1 protein-coding gene is annotated in these 18851 nt (G+C 67.1%); it reads right to left on the minus strand.

Annotation, left to right across the window (positions count from 1 at the left end; genetic code table 11):
- Positions 1 to 16: 16 nt before the first annotated feature.
- Positions 17 to 18793, minus strand: coding sequence for a leukotoxin LktA family filamentous adhesin (locus EJC49_RS15745; protein WP_170314740.1), 18777 nt, complete (start codon positions 18791 to 18793; stop codon positions 17 to 19).
- Between the last annotated feature and the right edge of the window lie 58 nt (positions 18794 to 18851).

Genomic DNA, 18851 nt, shown 5'->3' on the forward strand with positions numbered 1-18851 from the left:
TTCCGTATTACGCCCATCACGGTATTGCGCGCAGGTTCAGCGCCGGAAAGGCGCCGACCGCCACGTAGGGACCGATCGGGGTGCCCGACTGGGCCTGCTCGCCGCCCAGCGATTCATCGTCATCATCCTCGCTTTCGCCGCCCGATTCCGTGGCACCGGGACCGCCATCGATACCGTCGGCGCTCCCCTGCCGGTACATGGACCGAATGGTATCGCGAACCAGGCTTGCGCCGGGATAGGGAACGCCGTCGAGGACATCGATGATCTCTGCCGTCGCATCATACTTGACGACGAAGGCGTTCGTGGTCGTGCGGAAATCGTCGAGCGTCAGGTTGAACGCAAAGCCCGGCTGGAAGAGCTGGACGTTCTGCCGGTATTGCGGCAGAGGCGTCCGGTTCTCCCAGAGCAGCGTCTGCAACGGCGTCTCGAGCAGAAGCGACCCGGGCACGAACGCGTTGAGGATCGAAACGAAGCGCGCCGTCGTCTGAAGTTCGGTTTCGGTGAAGAAGAGATCGCCGATCTCCAGCCCCGCCGGTGCATCCACGAAGACCTTCGCGGTGTTTCCGACCGCTCCCTTGTACCCCGTCAATGTGAGCTTCAGGCGCGGCGGACCCTCGGGAACCTGCTTGATGTTGACGATCAACGAACCGGCGCGAAGCACGGCCTCGGTGGCGACCTCCACATCGGGAAGGATGAGCGTTCCGGCAGCGCTGAGATCGAACGAGCCCGCGCGAAGCTGGTCGATCGTCAGGTTGCCATTGATGTCGAAAAACACTAGGCCGGTCGCCGAGATCAGGTTTCCGTGGAAGTCGTCGGATCCCCAGACATAGATGTCGCCGGGATCGGCGACGATCGTCGCGGCGGTGATGGCGGTCAGCGTCTCGAGATAGATCGATCCGGCAGCCGCGATGTCTAGCGTGTTGGTGCGCAGACGAAGCGGGTTGGGCGTGTCGGTTATCAGGTTGGCGCTGCCGGCGATGTCGCCGGTGCCGTCCTGCCATTTGTCGTTGGCCTGCGTCTTGTCGCCAATGCCGAGCCCCGCGCGAAGAAAGACGCCAGCGCCGGTGGCCATGGCCGTGATGTCGACCCGGTCTTCCAGCGTGCCTGCAAAGATGCGCCCCCCGGCAGTGATCGACACCGCGTCAGCCAGTCCGACGCCGCTCTCGATGCCGGTGACCACCGCATCGCCATCGACGTCGACGACGACCCGACCGAACTGGGCCATCATGGTGGCGCCGTTGATCATCTTCAGCGAGGCCCCCGACACCTCGATCATGTCGGCATAGGTTTCGATCGCGCCATTGCCGGAGACGACCATCCGCAGGCCGGATGACAGGCTGATGCGGCCGGGCGCCGTGACGTCGCCATCGATGACGCCTTCCAGCGCGGCCGTCAGGCTGATCGAGCCGGTGTCCGAGGTCGCCTGCCTGATCACGAAGGCATGGCCGGCGGAGCCGAAAAGATTGATCAGCCCACTCGCGCTGGCCGTGATGCCGCCGCCGAGACCATTGCCCACATTGAGCGCGGCGAGCGTTGTGCCGATCGTCCCGTCGGCTTCGAGAACCACATTCTGGCCGAGGATGTTGATCAGGAGGTCGCCATTGGCGTTGAGGATCGACCCTTCGGAGGTGAGCTTGATGTCCTGCGGCGAGTAGACCGTATCGATCAGCGCATCGCCGGTGAAATCGATCGAGATACCGTTTTGCGCCCGTGCCGTCAGGGTCGATCCGGTTCTCAAAGCGAGTTGGAGTGTCGGGTAAGGGCTGTCGGTCAGCGGGTTGATGCCGGCGCCGATGCCGCCCTGCGCAGCCTCGAGGATCAGGTTGCCCGTGTTGACCGCGCTGTTCGAAGCATTGACGATCGTCCCGAGAACCTTGATCCGCGTTTCGCCGGGGACGGTGATGGTGCCAAGCACGCCATTGCCCCGCGATGCGAGATGCGCGGTGCCCCTGTCGAGCGTCGTCCCGTCCGGCGCCTCGTCGACGACGATGTTGACGCCGTCCGGTGCGTTGAAGTTCAGGGGACGCTTCGTCAGGATGACGATCGTCATGTCGGATGCGGGGATCGTCTTGTCCAGGACCGCGTCGAAGGCGGCCTGCTCGGTCGTGGTCATCTCGTCGCGGTTCTTGCCCAGCGGGATCAGCACCGTCGAACCCTCGAACTGAACCGAAAGCTGCAGATCGGAGCGTTCCGCCGACGCCAGCGCGATGCGCTGCGCAAGCGTCAGGTTGCGCGGATCGATGGTTGCGGCGATCGAAACGCCGACATCCGGCGTGCCTGCACCCACCGTTTCGCCGATCCCGAGACCGGCCTCGATCGTCACGCTGCGGCCGGAGACGTTCGGCGCCTTGACGACCGGATTGGTCGACGTGACCGTCTTGAGCGCGCCCGCCGACAGCGAGAACGCGAGTTGGCGCTCGGTCCAGGTCGCGCCGCGCGTCAACGCCGCCTGCTCGTCAATGCTCGCGACATAGTTGAAATCGCTGTCGAAACCATCGGTGAGGCCGCCGACCTGGGTGTTCAGATCCCGGTACAGCTGGGTCTGCGATGCTTCATACGCGGCGATCCTGGCGTTGACCGCATCAGCCACCGCGCCGTCGTCCAGCGCAGGGTTGTCGGCGCGGATGGCCGATTCATACTGCTGCACGAGAGCCGCATGGAGCGGCGACGAGGGATCGACGGTCACGACATAGGATGGATCGAACACCGCGCCGCCATCGGGCTGTGCGCCGCGCAGCTGCCAGTACTGGCGATAGGCCTGTGTGCGTCCCCGCTCGAACCCTTCGATGGTCGCGGCCTGCTTTTCGGCGTTGAGCGTGCCGTCGATGCCGCGGTCGGTATCCTCGGCGAGCAGGCCGAGCGACTCCCAATAGGCAAGCAGCTGGTCGTAGGTCCGCGAATCGACGGTCTCGACCGGGTTGTTGTCGAGGATGCGCCCCTCGGCGACGAGGTGGACGTCGCCGCCGATGGAGATGACCTGATCGACGAGCATGGTGCCGTCGGCATTGTCGCTCCAGGTGCTGGAAGCGATGCCGATGCTGCCGCCTGCGGTCGCGCTGAGACCGTAGGAGGGATTGATCTCCAGGCTCGGCGTCACGGCTGGATCCCCGAAGGCCCGGTCGAGCGTGAAGCCCGTGTTGACCTGAAGCTGGCCGCCATCGGCCGTCGAGCCGATGTTGAGACCGGCCAACAGGATCACGCGCTTTGCCTGGATCAGCGAATCCTCGTCTTCGCCTTCGATGGCTCCGAGCGCGGTCAGCGTGACCTTGCCCGCGCCGGCATCGACCGAACCGGCCGCCGTTACCTCTCCCACGACCAGCGTGCCCCGGGTTTCGATCGCAACGCTGCCGTTCGCCGCCGCCGCATTGAGCGCGCCGCCGCGCAGCATGACGCCGATGGCCGGCGCATTGGACACGACCGGAAGGCCCGTCGGCAATGAATAGTTGAGTCCCCCGATCGAGCCGGACGCATCGAGATCGATGTTGCGCGCCTCGATGGTCGCGGCCGATCCGACGGTGGCCAGATTTCCGTCGACGTCGATGGCGACGCCTCCCGCGACATTCGTGATCTTCCCTGCAAGTACCACGTCGCTTGCAGACGTGACCGAGACGGCCCCCGTGTTCTGGCCGATGAAGTGAATGCCGATCGGATTGTCCGCCTTGAGCGAGTGGGTCGTGATCGTCGTATACTTCTGCGTCACGCTGTAGTCGGTCTTCACGCTCCAGACCGTGCACAGCGTCCAGCCGATACAGGTCTTCGTCGTATCGCCTTCGACGACCTGAATGTCCGTCTGATATGAATAGCTTGCCGAAACAAGCGGTTGGTCGGAAATCGTGCTGTTGGCTGCTGTGAGTTGCGGCAACGTCACGATCAGGCCGTTATTGGTGCTTGGTGCCGGGTTCGGCATGACGGTCGTCGCGGTCGACAGGTAGGTTCCGTCCGGCAGGCGCCGTACCGCCGTGATCGAGGGCCCTGAAACGAGGCTCATGTCGCTGACGCGCGAGGCGACCGTGAGCGCGCTGATCGTGAAGAAGCTGTCGCGCGTATAGCTGTAGGTCAGACCGCTCGTGTAGTCCGTGCCGATCTGCCAGACGTAGCGGAGGTCGGCAGTCGGATTGTAGACCGAGTCGCGGTCGCCGCCGGTGGCCAGCGTGCTGCCCCCGACGTCGACGACGAAGTCGCCGTTCAGGTCCAGCGCTCCTAGTTCCGTGAGAACCTGGACGAAGCCGTTGGCTTCGCCAGGCGTATATTCACGCGTGTAGGTGGTACGCCGGATCTCGACGGTGGGCTTTCCGTCCGCATCGACCGAAACCGAGACCACGTCGGTGATCTCGATCTTGCCCTCGACGCCGCGCAGCGTGCCGGTGGTGTCGTCACCGGTGTGCAGCGCCTGGAGGATGACCGGGATATCGCTGGAATTGGTGATGTTGATGGTGCCGAAGCCGTCGAGCACGTTGAGCCGGCCGACCGGCTCCCCGTCGCCGACATAGGCGGTGTTGATGATCTGGCCGTAGAGCTGGATGTATCCGCCGTTTACCCTGGTGCCGTCCACCACATACTGGCCGACCGCCGCATCATAGGTGGCGCCGATGGCGCCGACGTCCGAGCCGGTGACGAGCGCATAGCGATAGGCCGGGTTGGAGCCGTTGAGGAACGCCTGCAGCGTGTCCATCGTGAACTCGAGCCGGCCTTCGACGCCGCCGGAGATGTAGTCGCGGATGTTGATGGACTGCAGTTGCCCGCCGATCACGACGTTGTAGACCGGCGTACCGGAGGTGTTTGCCAGATACTCGTTGATCGCCGCCTGCAAGCCGGCGGCTTCGCTGGCAAGAAGGCCCTTCGGTCCCATGTTCAGGATGACGCCGCCGCCGAGATCGATGATCGGCGACGTGGCCGCGCCGCCCACGTTGGCGATCGAACTGAGATAGGCCTGGACCGCGTCGTTCACTTGCGTCTGCGTCTTGCCGATCTGTGCGGCGGTGTTCGTCGTCAGCAGCGGATTGGCGCCGATGTCCAGCGTCCATTCGGCGATGCCGCTCTGGATGGTCGAGTTGATGTTGAGGTAGCGCGCGGCGATCGAGATCGAGCCGTTGACGATGATGCCGCGTCCAGCCTCGGCGACATTCGTGAAGGAATTGAAGCTCGCCGGATCTCCGCCGACATGGCTGAAGCCGTTCACGTAGGAGGAGACGAAGTCGCCGTTCTTCGCCACGATGGTGAGCGACCCGGCCTCGATCTCGCCCTGGATGTAGATGTTGCCGGCCGCACTCGTGATGTTGACCGCGCCGGACGGGTTCATGATCTTCGAGCCGGCGGTCAGGACGAGGTCGGGCGCCACCTGCGGGGTGGAGACCGGCGGCTGCTGGTAGAACAGCGAGTCCGGATTGTAGTTCGATGCGATCGTGACCTGAGACCGTGTGCTCGACAACCTGTCGACAACGCGAAGGCCGACCCCGGCGGTCCCGTTCGGATTGAGCGAATTGATCCCCGCCTCGTCGTGAACGAGCACGCCATTGAAGCGAACGTTGCCGGCGTCATAGGTCGGGATGATCAGGCTGCCGAGCTTGAGAGAATTGGCCGTGTTGTTGGTGATCGTAATGCGGGCGTCGCCAGGCGCCTGCAACGAGCCCGAGCCGACCAGCCGGTCCGCGTAGACCGAGACGTTGGCGATGCGCGCCATCGTGTCTTCCACGATGATGCTGCGCGCCATCGGCGCCGACGTCGGCGCGCTCAGGAGGGCGGTGTAGCTGGCCACGTTCTCCGTCAGTCCATCGATCAGGCCGACATACTGGCTGAGAGAATTTATGCCGCCCACCGTGCCCGACTCGGCCGGCGTGGCGCGCAGGACCGTGATCTGGGCTCCCAACCGGTCGCCATAGTCTTCGAAAGCCGTTGCCAGCGCGGAAACGTTCGGGGCGAGACCGGTCTCTCCGCCCGCGCCCTTGATGGCGTTCACGTTGGTGGACAGGGCCGCCAACTCGCTGAATTGCGGCAGCGTGGTCAAGGTGGTGTTTGCCCAGGTCACGAAGCTTTCGACCGCGGTCGAGATCGCGGCCGCGTTCGTCGATGCCTGAGCCGACCTCGTCTCGATGACGGTGTTGTTGCTGGCGATAACGCCAAGCGCCGTGTCGATGGCAACGATCGCATTGTCGATGGCAAGCTGGGCGGTCAGTTCGGCGGTTACGTCGCCGCTGATCCGGGCCGCTTCCAGGGCCGCCTGCTGGGTCAGCACGATGGCGAGGTTGGTGTCGATAGCCGTCTGCTGCGTTTCGTTGCTGTCGATTCGCGCCTGGATCTCGGTTGCATGCCCATTTCCGGTGGCGATCAGATTGTTGATCGTGGTGGTGCGGTTCGTCACCTCCGCCGAAGCACCCGATGGCGCGGGGTGGTCGTCGTTGGCGCTGGCGAGAACGGTCGCGATCGTGGACGCGACGGTCATCGAATTCGACTGTATGCCCGAGTAGGCACTAGTCACGTTTTCGGCCAGGCTGCCGCCCTCCTCGGTGACGAGGATCGTCGAAGCCGCCATCGTCTGGTTGACCGTGGTGAGCTTTCCCTTCTCGGCATCGATCTGGAACTGGATGACGACCGGGTTCGGCGCCACATACTGGTTGGGGACGAAGTCGCCATTGCTGTTGAACGAGCCGAGACCCAGGGCCGCGAGCTTGGTCTGCAGGAACCGGATCTCGCTCTGGTAGGCGCCCTTGGCGACGAGATCGTTCCCGTACTCGAGCAGCAACAGCTCGAGCTGTGCCAGACGCTCGAGGATCGTCGTGCCGATCTCCTCGGGCTCCGACACCTGGTAGCCGATCTGCCCATCGACCGGAGCCGCCATGCACGCCGAGATCTGGATGTCGCAGTCGTCGGCCGTATAGTCGAGCGTCAGCGAGCGATGGCGCTGGAGGCCGGCGAGCACCAGACCGTTGATGGTCGCCGTGCCCGAACCGAGCACCGTTGCCGAGCCGCCGTGGATCTCGAACGTGACGTCACCGCCGCCGAAGAGGTTCGAGACGGCGCTCGCCACCTCGCTCAGAGCCTCGAGATAGATGTTCTTGCCGATGCCGACGGCACTGGTCGAGATGTTGCCGCGGACGGCCTTGAGGGTGATGTCGCCGGCCGAGCGAATTCCGCGCGGATCGTCGGCTTCCCCTGTCGTCAGGAAGGAGTTCGCCGTCACCAGGATCCGGGCATCAGGGCTGGAGTCGATCGGTATCGCGGTGTTGTTGAACAGGTCCACGGTGGTGCGGAAGCGCAGGTTCGCCGTGCGGCCCTCCAGTCCGCCGCCAGCCCCGACCGAAATCGTGCCATTGGTGGGCAGCGAGCCATCGGTGGGCAGCGTCCCGCTGCTGGCCTGCAGCAGGACGTTGTCGCCGATGACGGCGTTGTTGGTGGACGTGTAGATCGCGTAGGCCTTGCCCGAGGGCGCACCGGCGACGCCGGAGGTGGTGGAAACGGAGCGTGCCTCGATGTCGGCCTGTCCCCACGCCGCGATGTCGATGTCGCCGAGGTCCACGACCACGTCGCTGTCATCGCCGATCGAAACCGTCGCGTTGACGACCGCGTTGATGGCGATTTCGGTGGACGCGATTGCGACGGCGCCACCTGAATCGAGCTTGGCCTTCTGGTGGGCGATGACCTCGTTGTAGGCCTCCATCGACAGAAGCGACATGCCGGTGCCCTGCGCCAGCAGGTGGATGTCGGCATTCGCGCCGATCGTTGCGCCCGTGGTGTGCGCGATCTGGACGGCGATCGAACCGGCCGGCGCATCGACCAGCCCGCCCGAACCGGAATTGACGTTCCAGCCGCCATTGTCGGAGTTGAAGTTCGACGACGGGGTCGAGCCGGGATAGAGACCGAAGGCCGCCTCGCCGACGAAGAAGCTGTGCGTCTGGTTGCGTGCGGTGATCGCCAGGTTTGCCGCCCGCACGACGGCGTTGTCGCCCAGATGTGCATCGACCGTGCTGATGACGGTGTGATTGAGGCGAGCGCCGCTGGCACCGGCCAGCGACGCCTGGGTGCTGTCGACCGTGCCGCCGAACAGCGACGTATGCGTCGCGTTGATGTCGATCAGGCCGTGGACGGCGGACATCGTGTAGCTGTCTGATGGACTGGTGGTGTCCGCGGCCGCCCGCGTGGTGCTCGTCGACCATGTCGAGGCTTCCGAGGCCGTGCCCGCGACCACGCCGCCGGTCCCCGCGAGCGCCCCGGCGAAGTTGCTGTCGAAGCCTGTCGCGTGCAGTTCCACGGACCCCGCCTCCAGGCCGTCGAGATTGACGAAGCGCGCCAGCGTCGTCGTCGTCGACCGCGCCCGCGCGGTGTTGGAGCCGATGGCGACCAGGCCGCCGGTCTTGCCTGTCGCATAGGCATACTGATCGGTGTTGCCGATCGCTTCCACCTTGAGCAACCCGGTCGCCTTGAGCGCGCTCGTCTGCACCAGGGCGATGGAGGCGCCGGTGGTCGTGGCATTGGCTTCGGTTGCCGTGACACCCACCAGCGCACCGGACGAGCCGGACGCCTGCGCCTTGGCCGCGGGGCCGCCCGACATGGGTGACAGGTTCGCGGTGACGGCGATGCTGCCGCCGTCGAGCGTCGATCCGGAAACCGAGGCGGTATTGGTGGCCGCGGCCTTGGCGGTGGCGATCGAAGCGCCCGCCGCGACCACGCCGCCGAGCGCGAAGCCTTTCGCCTCCGCGTCCGCCTTGAGCTGGACCTCGCTCCCAAGCGTGATCGCGCCACTGGTGTAGATGTTCGAGTTCTCGATCGTGCCCGAAACCGTCGTCGAGACGCTGGACTCCGCCACCGACCCCTGGAGGGCAATGCCGATGCCGCCGGCCGCGGCGAGCGCATAGGTCAGCGCCTGCTCGGTGGCGTCGGCGACGACCTCCACGCTGCCGGACCGGCTGGCCAGGCTGCCGATCTCGGCGTCCTCGATGGAGGCTTCCACCTCGCCCGAAATCTCCGCCGTGACGACGGACACGCCCGCTGCGGCGGCCCCGGCCACCGCCGCGCCGTAGCCGCTGGCGTCGAGGGTCCGAACGCTGGTGGCGTTGACCGCGACGCCACCCGAGACCACGAGATTGCTGCCCGTGACGGACGCATATGTCCGCGACCGGTCGCGCAGGATGGCGACGTCGGCCGACAGCGCGGCGGCATAGCCGATCGAACCGGCGATGCTAAGCCCGTTCACCGTGTGGTCGGTCATTGCCATGATCGCCAGCGATCCGGCCGTGATCGTCGACGTGCCCGAAAGCTGCGCGGTGTTGGTCGTGTCGACGGTGACGACGCCGATTCCCGCGCCGACGCCGACGATGCCGCCGGCGATAGCGCCCGTGTTGAAACGCGTATTCAACTGGTCGAAGCTCGATGCCCCGACCTTGCCGCCAGCGTTGATGGTCGCGCTTCCGATGTTCGCAGACGTTCCGCCCGGAACGCTGAGCTCGGTCGCCGCGGTGAAGTCGAGCGCGCCGCGACGGTCTTGCGCCTCCTGGCTGATCGAGCGGATTCGCTCGTCGCTCGATTCGGAGAGCACTTCGTTGGTCGATCCGTCCCGCCCCTGGGAATCGGCCATCTCCGTGATCTTGGTCAGGCTGCCGCTGCCGTCCTCGGTGGCGTTTCCGATCTCCTGCGACCCTTCGCCGTCGGGAGAAACGCCGTCACCGAAGCTGTAGATTGAGATGCCCGCGGCGACGCCGACGATGCCGCCCGCGGCGCTGACCGTGGTCGAGTTCGTCGCTTTGTTCGACAGGCCGCTGACCGACACGTTCCGATGAGCATTGACCAAGGCGCCATCGCCGATGGTCCCGGCCGAGGAATTCCTGAAGACGGCGACGTCCACCGCGCCCGCCACGCCGACGAGGCCGAGGCCGATTGCACCGTCGATCACCAGGGTCGAGGTGCTGTCACGCGCGGTGACGACGACATCCTGATCGGGCGCCGCACCCGTGTTGTCCTCGTTGATCCTGGCATTGTTGCCGATCGTGGCCGTCGCCAGCACGTCGATGAGTTCGAGTGTCACCGCGCCGGCCGCGCCGACGAACAGGCCGCCGCCCCCGGCAACCGCCAGCGTGAAGACCGACTGGTTGGAGTTGGCGAGCACGTTCAGGCCGCTCGCCTGGCGCGTGGCCATGAAATCATCGCCGCTATAGACGCTGCGCGCCGCCCCGCCGAGCGCCGTGACGCTGGCGCCGCTGGCGATCAGGGCCGAGACCGTCTTGTCCATCTGCACGACGCCGATCGAGGCGCCGATGCCGACCGCGCCAGAAACGCCGATCGAACCCGCGAGCATGGAAATCCGCGTCTGGTCGTCGGCGATCACGTCGACATTGCCACCGGCATGGGCAACGCCATCGAGGGTGGCTGTCGTATGGGTGTCGATGACGATGGTCGTCACGCCGCCTGCCACGCCCGCATAGCCGCCGAAGGCGCCCGCCGCCGCGGACGCCATCATGTCTTCGCGCGCCCGGGCGGCAACCACGATGTCGCCCGCCGCGGACGTCAAGGTTTCGTCCCCGATGGACGCATTGGTGGTCAGGTTGATGATGGCGATTGCTGCGCCACCGCCGACACCGGCCGCGCCGCCGCCTGCCGCCGAGCCCGCGAGACCGAAATAGTAGAAGTCGCTCGCGGCGGCCACCGTGACCGACTGCGCCGCATTCGCGGTCCCGGCACCCTGGTTGATCCGCGCATTGATGCCGATCGTCGCCTGCGTGTCCGTCGTGACGATCGGAACGTCGGCGGAAAGCGCGACGCCCGCGGCGCCGCCGACCGCCCCGCTGACGGCCAGCGAGCGGATTTCGGTTGCCGTCGCAGCATTGACGATCACGCCATGCGCGCTTCCGGTGACCCCGGTCGAGACGCGCTTCTGGGTCAGCAGGGACAATCCCGCCGTGAAGGCATCCTCGGCGGTCATCGGCGCGGACGCAGAACCGGTCGCTGCGTCGAGTTCGTAGGCCTCCAGATCAGGCCCTTCGAAGTCGTCGTCGGATCCGTAGTTGACGAAGTTGCCCTGGTATCCGGCGAGATAGGCATGTGCCGCGCCCTGTCCGAGCGCCGTCACGTTCGCGCCGCCGTCGATAGTGGCATGGGTCGTCGTATCGACGAGGTTGACACTGACGGATGCGCCGACGCCCGCGGATCCCCCGATGCCGGCGCCGCCGCTGATCGTATCCAGCGACGTGCCGTTGACGGAAACGACCGCGACGTTGCCGAGCGAATGGACCGTCGCATTCGAAGCGATCAGCGCCGTCGTCGTGTCGGAAACCGAAAAGACGCCAACCGCGCCAGCCACGCCGGCTGCGCCACCGACGCCGACGCCGACGCCGACAGTCGTGGCGCTGACCAGGTCGCTGGCGGAAAGCGATACGTCCGTTGCGGTGACGTTGGCACCGATCCCGATCCTGGCCGTGATGGCCTTGTCGAGCACGCCCACGGCCGCCGCCGCGCCGACCCCGGCACTGCCGCCGCCGCCGAAGGCGCCGGACACGGTCGCAAGGTCACTCTCGTCGGATGCGGTGATGGACAGGGCTCCGACCGGAGAGCCCATCCCGCCGATCCGAGCGTGATCTCCGACGAAAGCCTCGGTCACGGTTCCGAGAACGTAGACCGCTCCGCCCGCGCCGACGCCCGCGGTACCGGCCGCGCCACCCGCTGCGGCGATGGTGGTGGCGGTCTGGGTCGCGGTGGCGCTGAGGCCGACCGCGCCACCGGCCATGACCACGACGCCACTGGACGAATCCTCCCCGTCGCCAAGCGCGGCGCGCGTGACGTTGTCGACCACGACGACGGCTCCGGCCGCGCCGATGCCGGCCGTGCCGCCGGCGGCCGCGCCGCCGGCCAACGCGAAGCTGGTGAAGTCGTTGGTTGCCTCGATCGAGACGGCTCCCGAGGAATGGATTTCCGCGTCGGCCTCGACCAATGCCTCGACGACATTCTCGGACGTGATGACGACGGCAACGCCGGCAATGCCCGCCGTGCTCGCGCCCGCGGCGGAGACACCATAGGCCTCGAAATCCTGCGAAGCGGTGGCGCGCGCCAGGAACGAGGCCGAATCCGCGATCACCGTCCCGCCCGCCAGCAAGGCCTGCGTCTGGCCGCTGGCGACGATGACGGTGGCCGAAACGCCGACGCCCACGCTGCTGCCGACCGCGATGCCGCCCGTCAGGGCGCGCGCGGTGAAGGCGCTGTCGGCCGAAAGCGTTACCGCCCCGGACGCCGTGATGTCGGTCGGCGCCGTGCTGTTGGCGCTTTCGCCGATCGTCGCCTTGACGTCGTCGCTGAACACCATGACGGCGAAGGAACCTTGCACCGCCACGCCGCTCGGCGCCGCCGCGCCTCCCATGGCTTCTGCATAGTAGTTGCTGGCGCCCAGCAAGGCGCTTTCCGTCAACTGGTCCTTCAGCCCGTTGAGCCCGTCCTCGTCCACCGAGGTCGGCATCTGGAACACGAACGTGCCGTCGACCTCACGGTTGATGGAGGTGACCGACACGTCCGTCGCGGTGATGGAGTTGCCCGCGCCGACCGACGCGATCTGCGAACGATCCGAATAGACGGTGGCGATCGACGCGCCGATCGCCGCGCTGCCCGACGTGTACGACGCGGCCATGGCCTTGGCGGCCAGGCGGCTCTGGTTGTCCGTGGAAACGGTGACCGCGCCCGAACTGTCGACCTCGACGTCGTCGCCGATGGAGGCGTCGGACTTCGAGAGCGAGATACCGACGGCGATCGCGCCGGCAACGCTGACCTTCGACGAGGACGCTCCCGCGATCGCGCGCGCCGTGAGCCGGTCCATGAAGTCGGCGCCGACGTTCTCGCGTGTCGTGGTCGACACTGTCACGCTGCCGGACTGGGTGATGACCACGCCATCGCCGATGGTGGCCGAGGTCGAACCGGTGATGATGCCGAGAGCGACGCCGATGCCCACGCCGACCTGCGCATTGCCCGTGCCGCCGAAGCTGCCCGCCTGGCCGCTGCCCAGCGTGGCCATGTCGATGGTGCTCGACCCCGTGACGGAAACCGCGCCCGTCGCATTGATCGTCAGGCCTCCCGCGATCGTCGCCGAGACGACGTCCTGCGCCGCGGCGACCCCGACGGCTGCCGCGACCTGGACCTTCTTGCCGGAGCCGCCGCTGCCGCCCGATCCACTGCCCGAGCCCGTTCCGCTGCTCTCCGCATCCGCCTCGTTGGTGCCTTGCTGATACGATTCGGTCGTCGACAGCGTGTTGGTGCTGGTCGCTGGCTTTGCCGGCGGCTTGTCGGAATCGTCCGCGTCCGACTTGCCGCCGCCAGCGGTCGCCGTGGCTTCGGCGACATAGGTCCGCTCGGAGACGGCCGCGATCTCGACCGATCCGGCCGACACGTTCCGGGCCAGCGTCGCAGAAGTGACGGACGTGTTCTTGAGCGCGCCGTCCTGGTCTCCGCCGCCGATGATGACGGCTGCCGCGGCGCCCACGCCGACGTTCCCGGCCTTCACCGCGCCGTCGGCGCTCGCCGCCTGCGCGCCGGTGCTCGTGGCTGTCACGGTGACGGCGCCGGTGGCCATGTCCAGTCCGGTGCCCGACCCGATTCGCGCGGTCGTCGTCGTATCCAGCATGGCCAGAGCCACGACGGCGTCGATGGCGATGCCTCCGGACGAACCAGCCGCTGCATTGGTGATGGTCGCGAGACCCGTCGTGGCGGAAACAGCCAGCCCCTCGCCATCCTCGAAGGACGCGCCGTCGGCCAGTTCGGCGAGCGTCGTCGCGGTGATCAGGTTCAGCGCGACGGAGGCGCCAATGCCAACCTTGCCGCCGCTGGTGCCATCGCCCGATGGAAGCGCCTCGGCGGTCGCCGAGACGTCCTGCTCGGCCTTGATCTCGGAAGCGCCGGAACCGGCATTGACGACCGCGGTGCCATCGATGCGGGCGGAGGCGCTGGCGTCGATCAGGTTGAGCGCGAGCGCGCCGGCGATGCCGACCTTCGAGCCGCCGGCCCCCGAGGATGCCTTGACGACATAGACATCGGCCACGACACCCGAGGCATCGCTGGCCTGGACCGCCGAGACCGACACGCCGTTGGCCGAATGCGTTCCCGTCCCCAGCAGGGCGGCGTTGGTCTTGTTGACGGCATTGACCGCGACGGCGACGCCGATGCCGACCTGCGAATCGGCGGCCGATCCATCGGCCGACAGGTCGCCGGAGACCGAAGCCGCGCTGGCGATCGTCAGGTTGCCCGAGGCGGTGATGTTAACGCCGGAAATCCCGGCCGTGACTGTGGCGTTGGTGACGTTGACGGCCACGGCCGCGGCAACCGAGACCTTGCCTTCCTCGGACTTGGCCGAGCGGCCGTCCTTGTCGTTGACGCCGCTGGTGGTGGAATCCTGCTGGGCGGAATTGCCGACGCCTCCGGTCTTCTGGCGACCGCCGCCGAACTCCAGCTGCTGGTCGACATTGTCGTCGACGGTCGAGCCGTCCTCGGCCTCGCCCTCGTCGTCGGCCGCGGCTGCGCCGCTCGCACTGGCCTTGGCCACCAGCGTTCCGGTCGAGATACCGCTTGCCGACAGAGATACGTCGCCACCGGCATCGATGCTGCGGAGCGTCGTCACCGACACCACATCGTCGACGAGCGCCAGCGCGAGGGATGCGCCGATGGCGGCTGTACCGCCGGCGGCGGCCGCGGTGGCGGACGTCGAGACGGTCGATTCCTGGGAGGCAGCGAGCGACACGCCGCCGCTGGTGACGAACACCGAACCGGTCCCGATCATCGCCATGGTCGTGTTGCTGACCATCGACAGGCCGAGCACCGGCGTTACCGCGACGCCGCCGGCCGAGCCGGATTCGGCCTCGGTCGTCACCGAATGGCCACCGCTGGCCGAAAGCTCCGCCGATCCCGTCCCGTCAAGGACCGCGCCGCTCTCGATGATGGCCATCGACCGGTTGGCGACGATGTTGATCGCGACGGAGGCGCCGATACCGACCTTGCCACCCGTGGCTCCATCCCCAACCGGGAGGGCCTTGCCCGTCGTTTCGGTCTGGTTGTCGGCCGCGATGACGATCGCGCCGTCGTTCAGTTGCAACGACGCACCGCCAGCGACGGTTGCCGATTTTTCGGTGTCGATCAGGTTGAGTGCCAGCGAGCCGGCAATTCCGACGTTCGAAGCCCCCGCGCCGGACGATGCGCTTGCTTCATAGATGTCGGCGCGGCGTTCATCGCTCGTCGGGTCCGCGACGAAGGCCGCGATGTCGAGCGATGTCGCCTCGATAGTCAGCCCGTTCAGATCATGGCTGGCAGCGCCGAGCCGCGCGACGGTCAGCGCCGAGACCTTGTTGACGGCAACGGCGGCGCCGATCCCGACGGCGCTCTGCGCCGATTCGTCCTCGCCCACGGCGGAGCCATCCGCCGTCAGCTTTCCTTCGGTGTTTCCAGCCGCGCGGATCGTCAGGCTGCCGCCCGAGGTGATCGCCACGCCGTCGGGGACCCCCGCCGTCACTTTCGCGCCTTGCACGTTGACGGCCACCGCGGCGGCAACCGAGACGCCACCCTCGCTCGTTTCCGCCGACCGGCCATCCTCGTCGGCGGCCTGTTCGGAAGTCGCCTGGCGCTGGTCGTCGCTACCGACGCCCGACGCTTCCTGCTTCTCGGTCGCCGAGCCGATCTTGCCGGTCACCTGGCTGTTGACGTCGCCGCCTTCGCCTTCGCCGGAGCCCTCGTCCTCTGCCGCGGCGCCAACGGCGCTCGCTTCCGCGGTCAGTTCGGAGAACGACGCGCCCATCGCGACGAACGTCACGTCTCCATCCGCGTCGACGGACCTTGCCGTCGTCGCCAGGACCACGTCGTCGATGATCGCGATCGCGATCGCAGCGCCGATGGCGACGTTGGCACCGGCGGCCTTGCCGGAAGCCTTGGTGGTGATGCTCGACTGCTGGATCGCCGTCAGCGAAACCGCGCCGCTTGCAAGGAGTGTCGAACCCGTCCCCAGGCGCGCCGTGGTCGTGTTGTTGATCAGCGACAGTGCCAGCGAAGGCGTGATCGAGATGCCGCCCGCAGAGCCGGCGCTCGCCTCGCCTGACACCGAGAACACGCCGGTTGCGTCCAGCGTCACGTCTTCGGCGGCTGAAATGGCCGCGTCGTCGGCGACTTCGGTCACGGCCCGATTGGCGACGATGTTCAGCGCGACCGACGCGCCGACGCCGACCGTGCCGCCCGTCGCGCCGTCGCCCGACGGGAGAGCCTCGCCAGACACGTCGGTTGCATTGGCGGCCGTGAGCGACAGCGACCCGCCGCCGAGGTTGACCTGCGCGCCTCCGGTCAGCGTCGCAGACGCCTGCGTGTCGACGATGTTGACCGCGAACGACCCGGCGATGCCGACATTGGTCGCCCCCGCGCCCGATGTCGCCGAGTTCGAGAAACGATTGACCCCGTCTGCGCCGTTCATCACGGCCGAAAGGGTCAGGCCCGTCGCCGTGACTTCCTGCGCGACGATGGCGTCGTTCCGGATCCGCGCGATATTGACGCCGACGGCCACGCCGACGCCGACGGACGATTCGACTGCCGAGCCGTCCGCAACCAGGGCGGCTCCGTTGGTGGAGGACGACGACACCGATACGGTGCCACCGGAAACCAGTTCGACCGAGGAGGCGAGTTGCGCAAGCGTCGTCGAGGTGAGATCCGAGACCGCGAGTGCGCCGACGACGGACACGCCGCCCTCGTCGGTGCTGGCGTTCTCGCCATACTGATCCAGGAAGCCGGCGGTCTGGCTGTCTTCCTGCGGTTCGGTGGCACCGCCCGCCGCGGCCGCGGCTGTGACGGCGATGTCGGTGGTCGTCGAGGCGCCGAGCGCGAGACTGCCCGTCGCGATGCCGGCATTGCCACCGATGCTGGCTGTGGTGGTCGCCGTGACGACGCTGACGCCGACGCTGGCGCCGAACGCAGCGGCCACCGGAACGGCGCTGGCATGGGAGATGACGTCGTTGGTTGCGGCCAGGACCAGGGCGTTCGTGATCGTCAGCGACGCATTGCCTGCGATGTCGACCAGCGCCTTGCTGTCGATGGTCGAAACCGCGACCGCCCCGTCGGCGGCGGAGTTGGCGGGCACCAGCGACTGCGTGGCGATGACGACGGTCACCGCCGCGTCGGCGAGCAGGGACGCGCTCGCGGCGCCGATCTGTGCAGTGCCGCCCACGGTGACGGACGACACCACGTCAGCCACGATGACGCCGAACGGCAGAGGCAGACCACCGCCATCCGCGGTGACGCTGGCATCCGCATGCGCGAGGAAATGTCCGCTCGCCGCGATACTCGCCGAACCGATGACGATGGTCGCGGTTGCATCGAGAACCGCTATGGGTGAGAGCCCTGCCTCCGAGTGGGCATTGGCCGTGAGGCTGATGTTGCCACCCTTGATCGACGAGCCGTCCGCAAGAACGATGCCCGCCGCCGCATTGGCGCCGATGACCGCGCCCAGGATGCCGCTATCGGCGGCCCGCGCATCGAGGAGGATGTCGCCCGCCGCGCCGCCAACGGCTTCCGAGGTGAGCCATGCGCCATCGGCGATGGTGATGAAGGGCGCTTCGAGCGTGATGTCGCCGGAATCGCCTGACGCGCTCGTCGTGTCGATGAAGCCGCCGCCGACCACGGTGATGGAATTGTCGGCCTGCAAGACGACGTCCGCCCCGTTCGACGTGATGCTTCCCATCAGGCTGAAATCGCCGGTCGTGCCGAGGGGTACGCTGCCGCCGATATAGAGGTCGTAGGGATCGATCAGCAGGGTGCCGTTGCGGCCGAACTCCGAGGACAGGTCGAACTGTATTCCGCCGATGAGCGCGGTCTTGCCGCTCAGTTCGACGAAGCCGCCGTCGCCATGGCCGGCGCCGACGGCGGTGAACCGGGCGCCGCTCTGCGCAACGAGCGTATCCTGGGCAATGAACTCGATCGTGCCGCCGTCGCCATCGCCCAGCGCATTGGCGCGAACGTCAAGCCCACCGCCGAGTTCGATGTTGCGGCCGGCGGTAACCTTGATTTTCCCGCCACGTCCGGGCTTGGCCGCGGACGCATCGATCCGGCCGCCGAGGCGGGCGTCACCCTCGGCAACGATCGCGATCGAACCGCCCCGCGAAACGAGCGCAGCGCCTTCAGCCATACCGCCGACATTGACGCTGTAGTTGAACTTTTCCCGGTGACCCATCTCGACGCCGTCGAGCTGGACGCCGCCGCCATAGAGGCTGACGCGATGCCCCTGCAGCGTGATGCCACCTTCGGCGTTGATCTGTCCGGCGATCGAGATCACGCCGTCAGGCGAGATCGGGATGACGCCACCCATCAACTGGCTGGCGGCGACGTTGTTGACCGTCCCATCCCGGCCGATGACCGACTCCAGGAACTCCTGCGTCGGTGTGTTGACCGTCAGCGAACCGACGTTGATCGTTCCGTTCGCGCCGACGATGAAGCCCTGCGAACTGGAGAAGAAGACGTTTCCGCCGATCTTGCCATCCTTGTAGGCATTGAGGATGCCATCGACGACGACCGGGCCGTTGCGAACGATGTTGACGAGATTGCCCGCATTGTCGGGCACGTAGAGGTCGACCTGGCTCCCGGCGGCTTGCCTGAAATCCGAGAAGGAGTTGAAGCCCGTGCCGTTCGAGACGGTGTCGGTGTGGATCTTGGTGTGCTGTCCGGTGGTCTCGATCCGCGTGCGGGTGCGGCCGTCGGCAAGGATGTTTGTAACCCCGCCTTCGAGATTGACCGCCTGCGAGAAGGCGGGGCCCGCCGGAACGAGACCGGCCATCAGGCCGATGACGAAGGGGCTGGTTCGACCCAGCAAACCCTGTTTCAGCGTTCGAAGCCTGGAAGAGCGAGCCGTCCATCCCGTTCTGGGCATT

Source organism: Aquibium carbonis (genome assembly GCF_003970795.1).
GTDB lineage: Bacteria > Pseudomonadota > Alphaproteobacteria > Rhizobiales > Rhizobiaceae > Aquibium > Aquibium carbonis.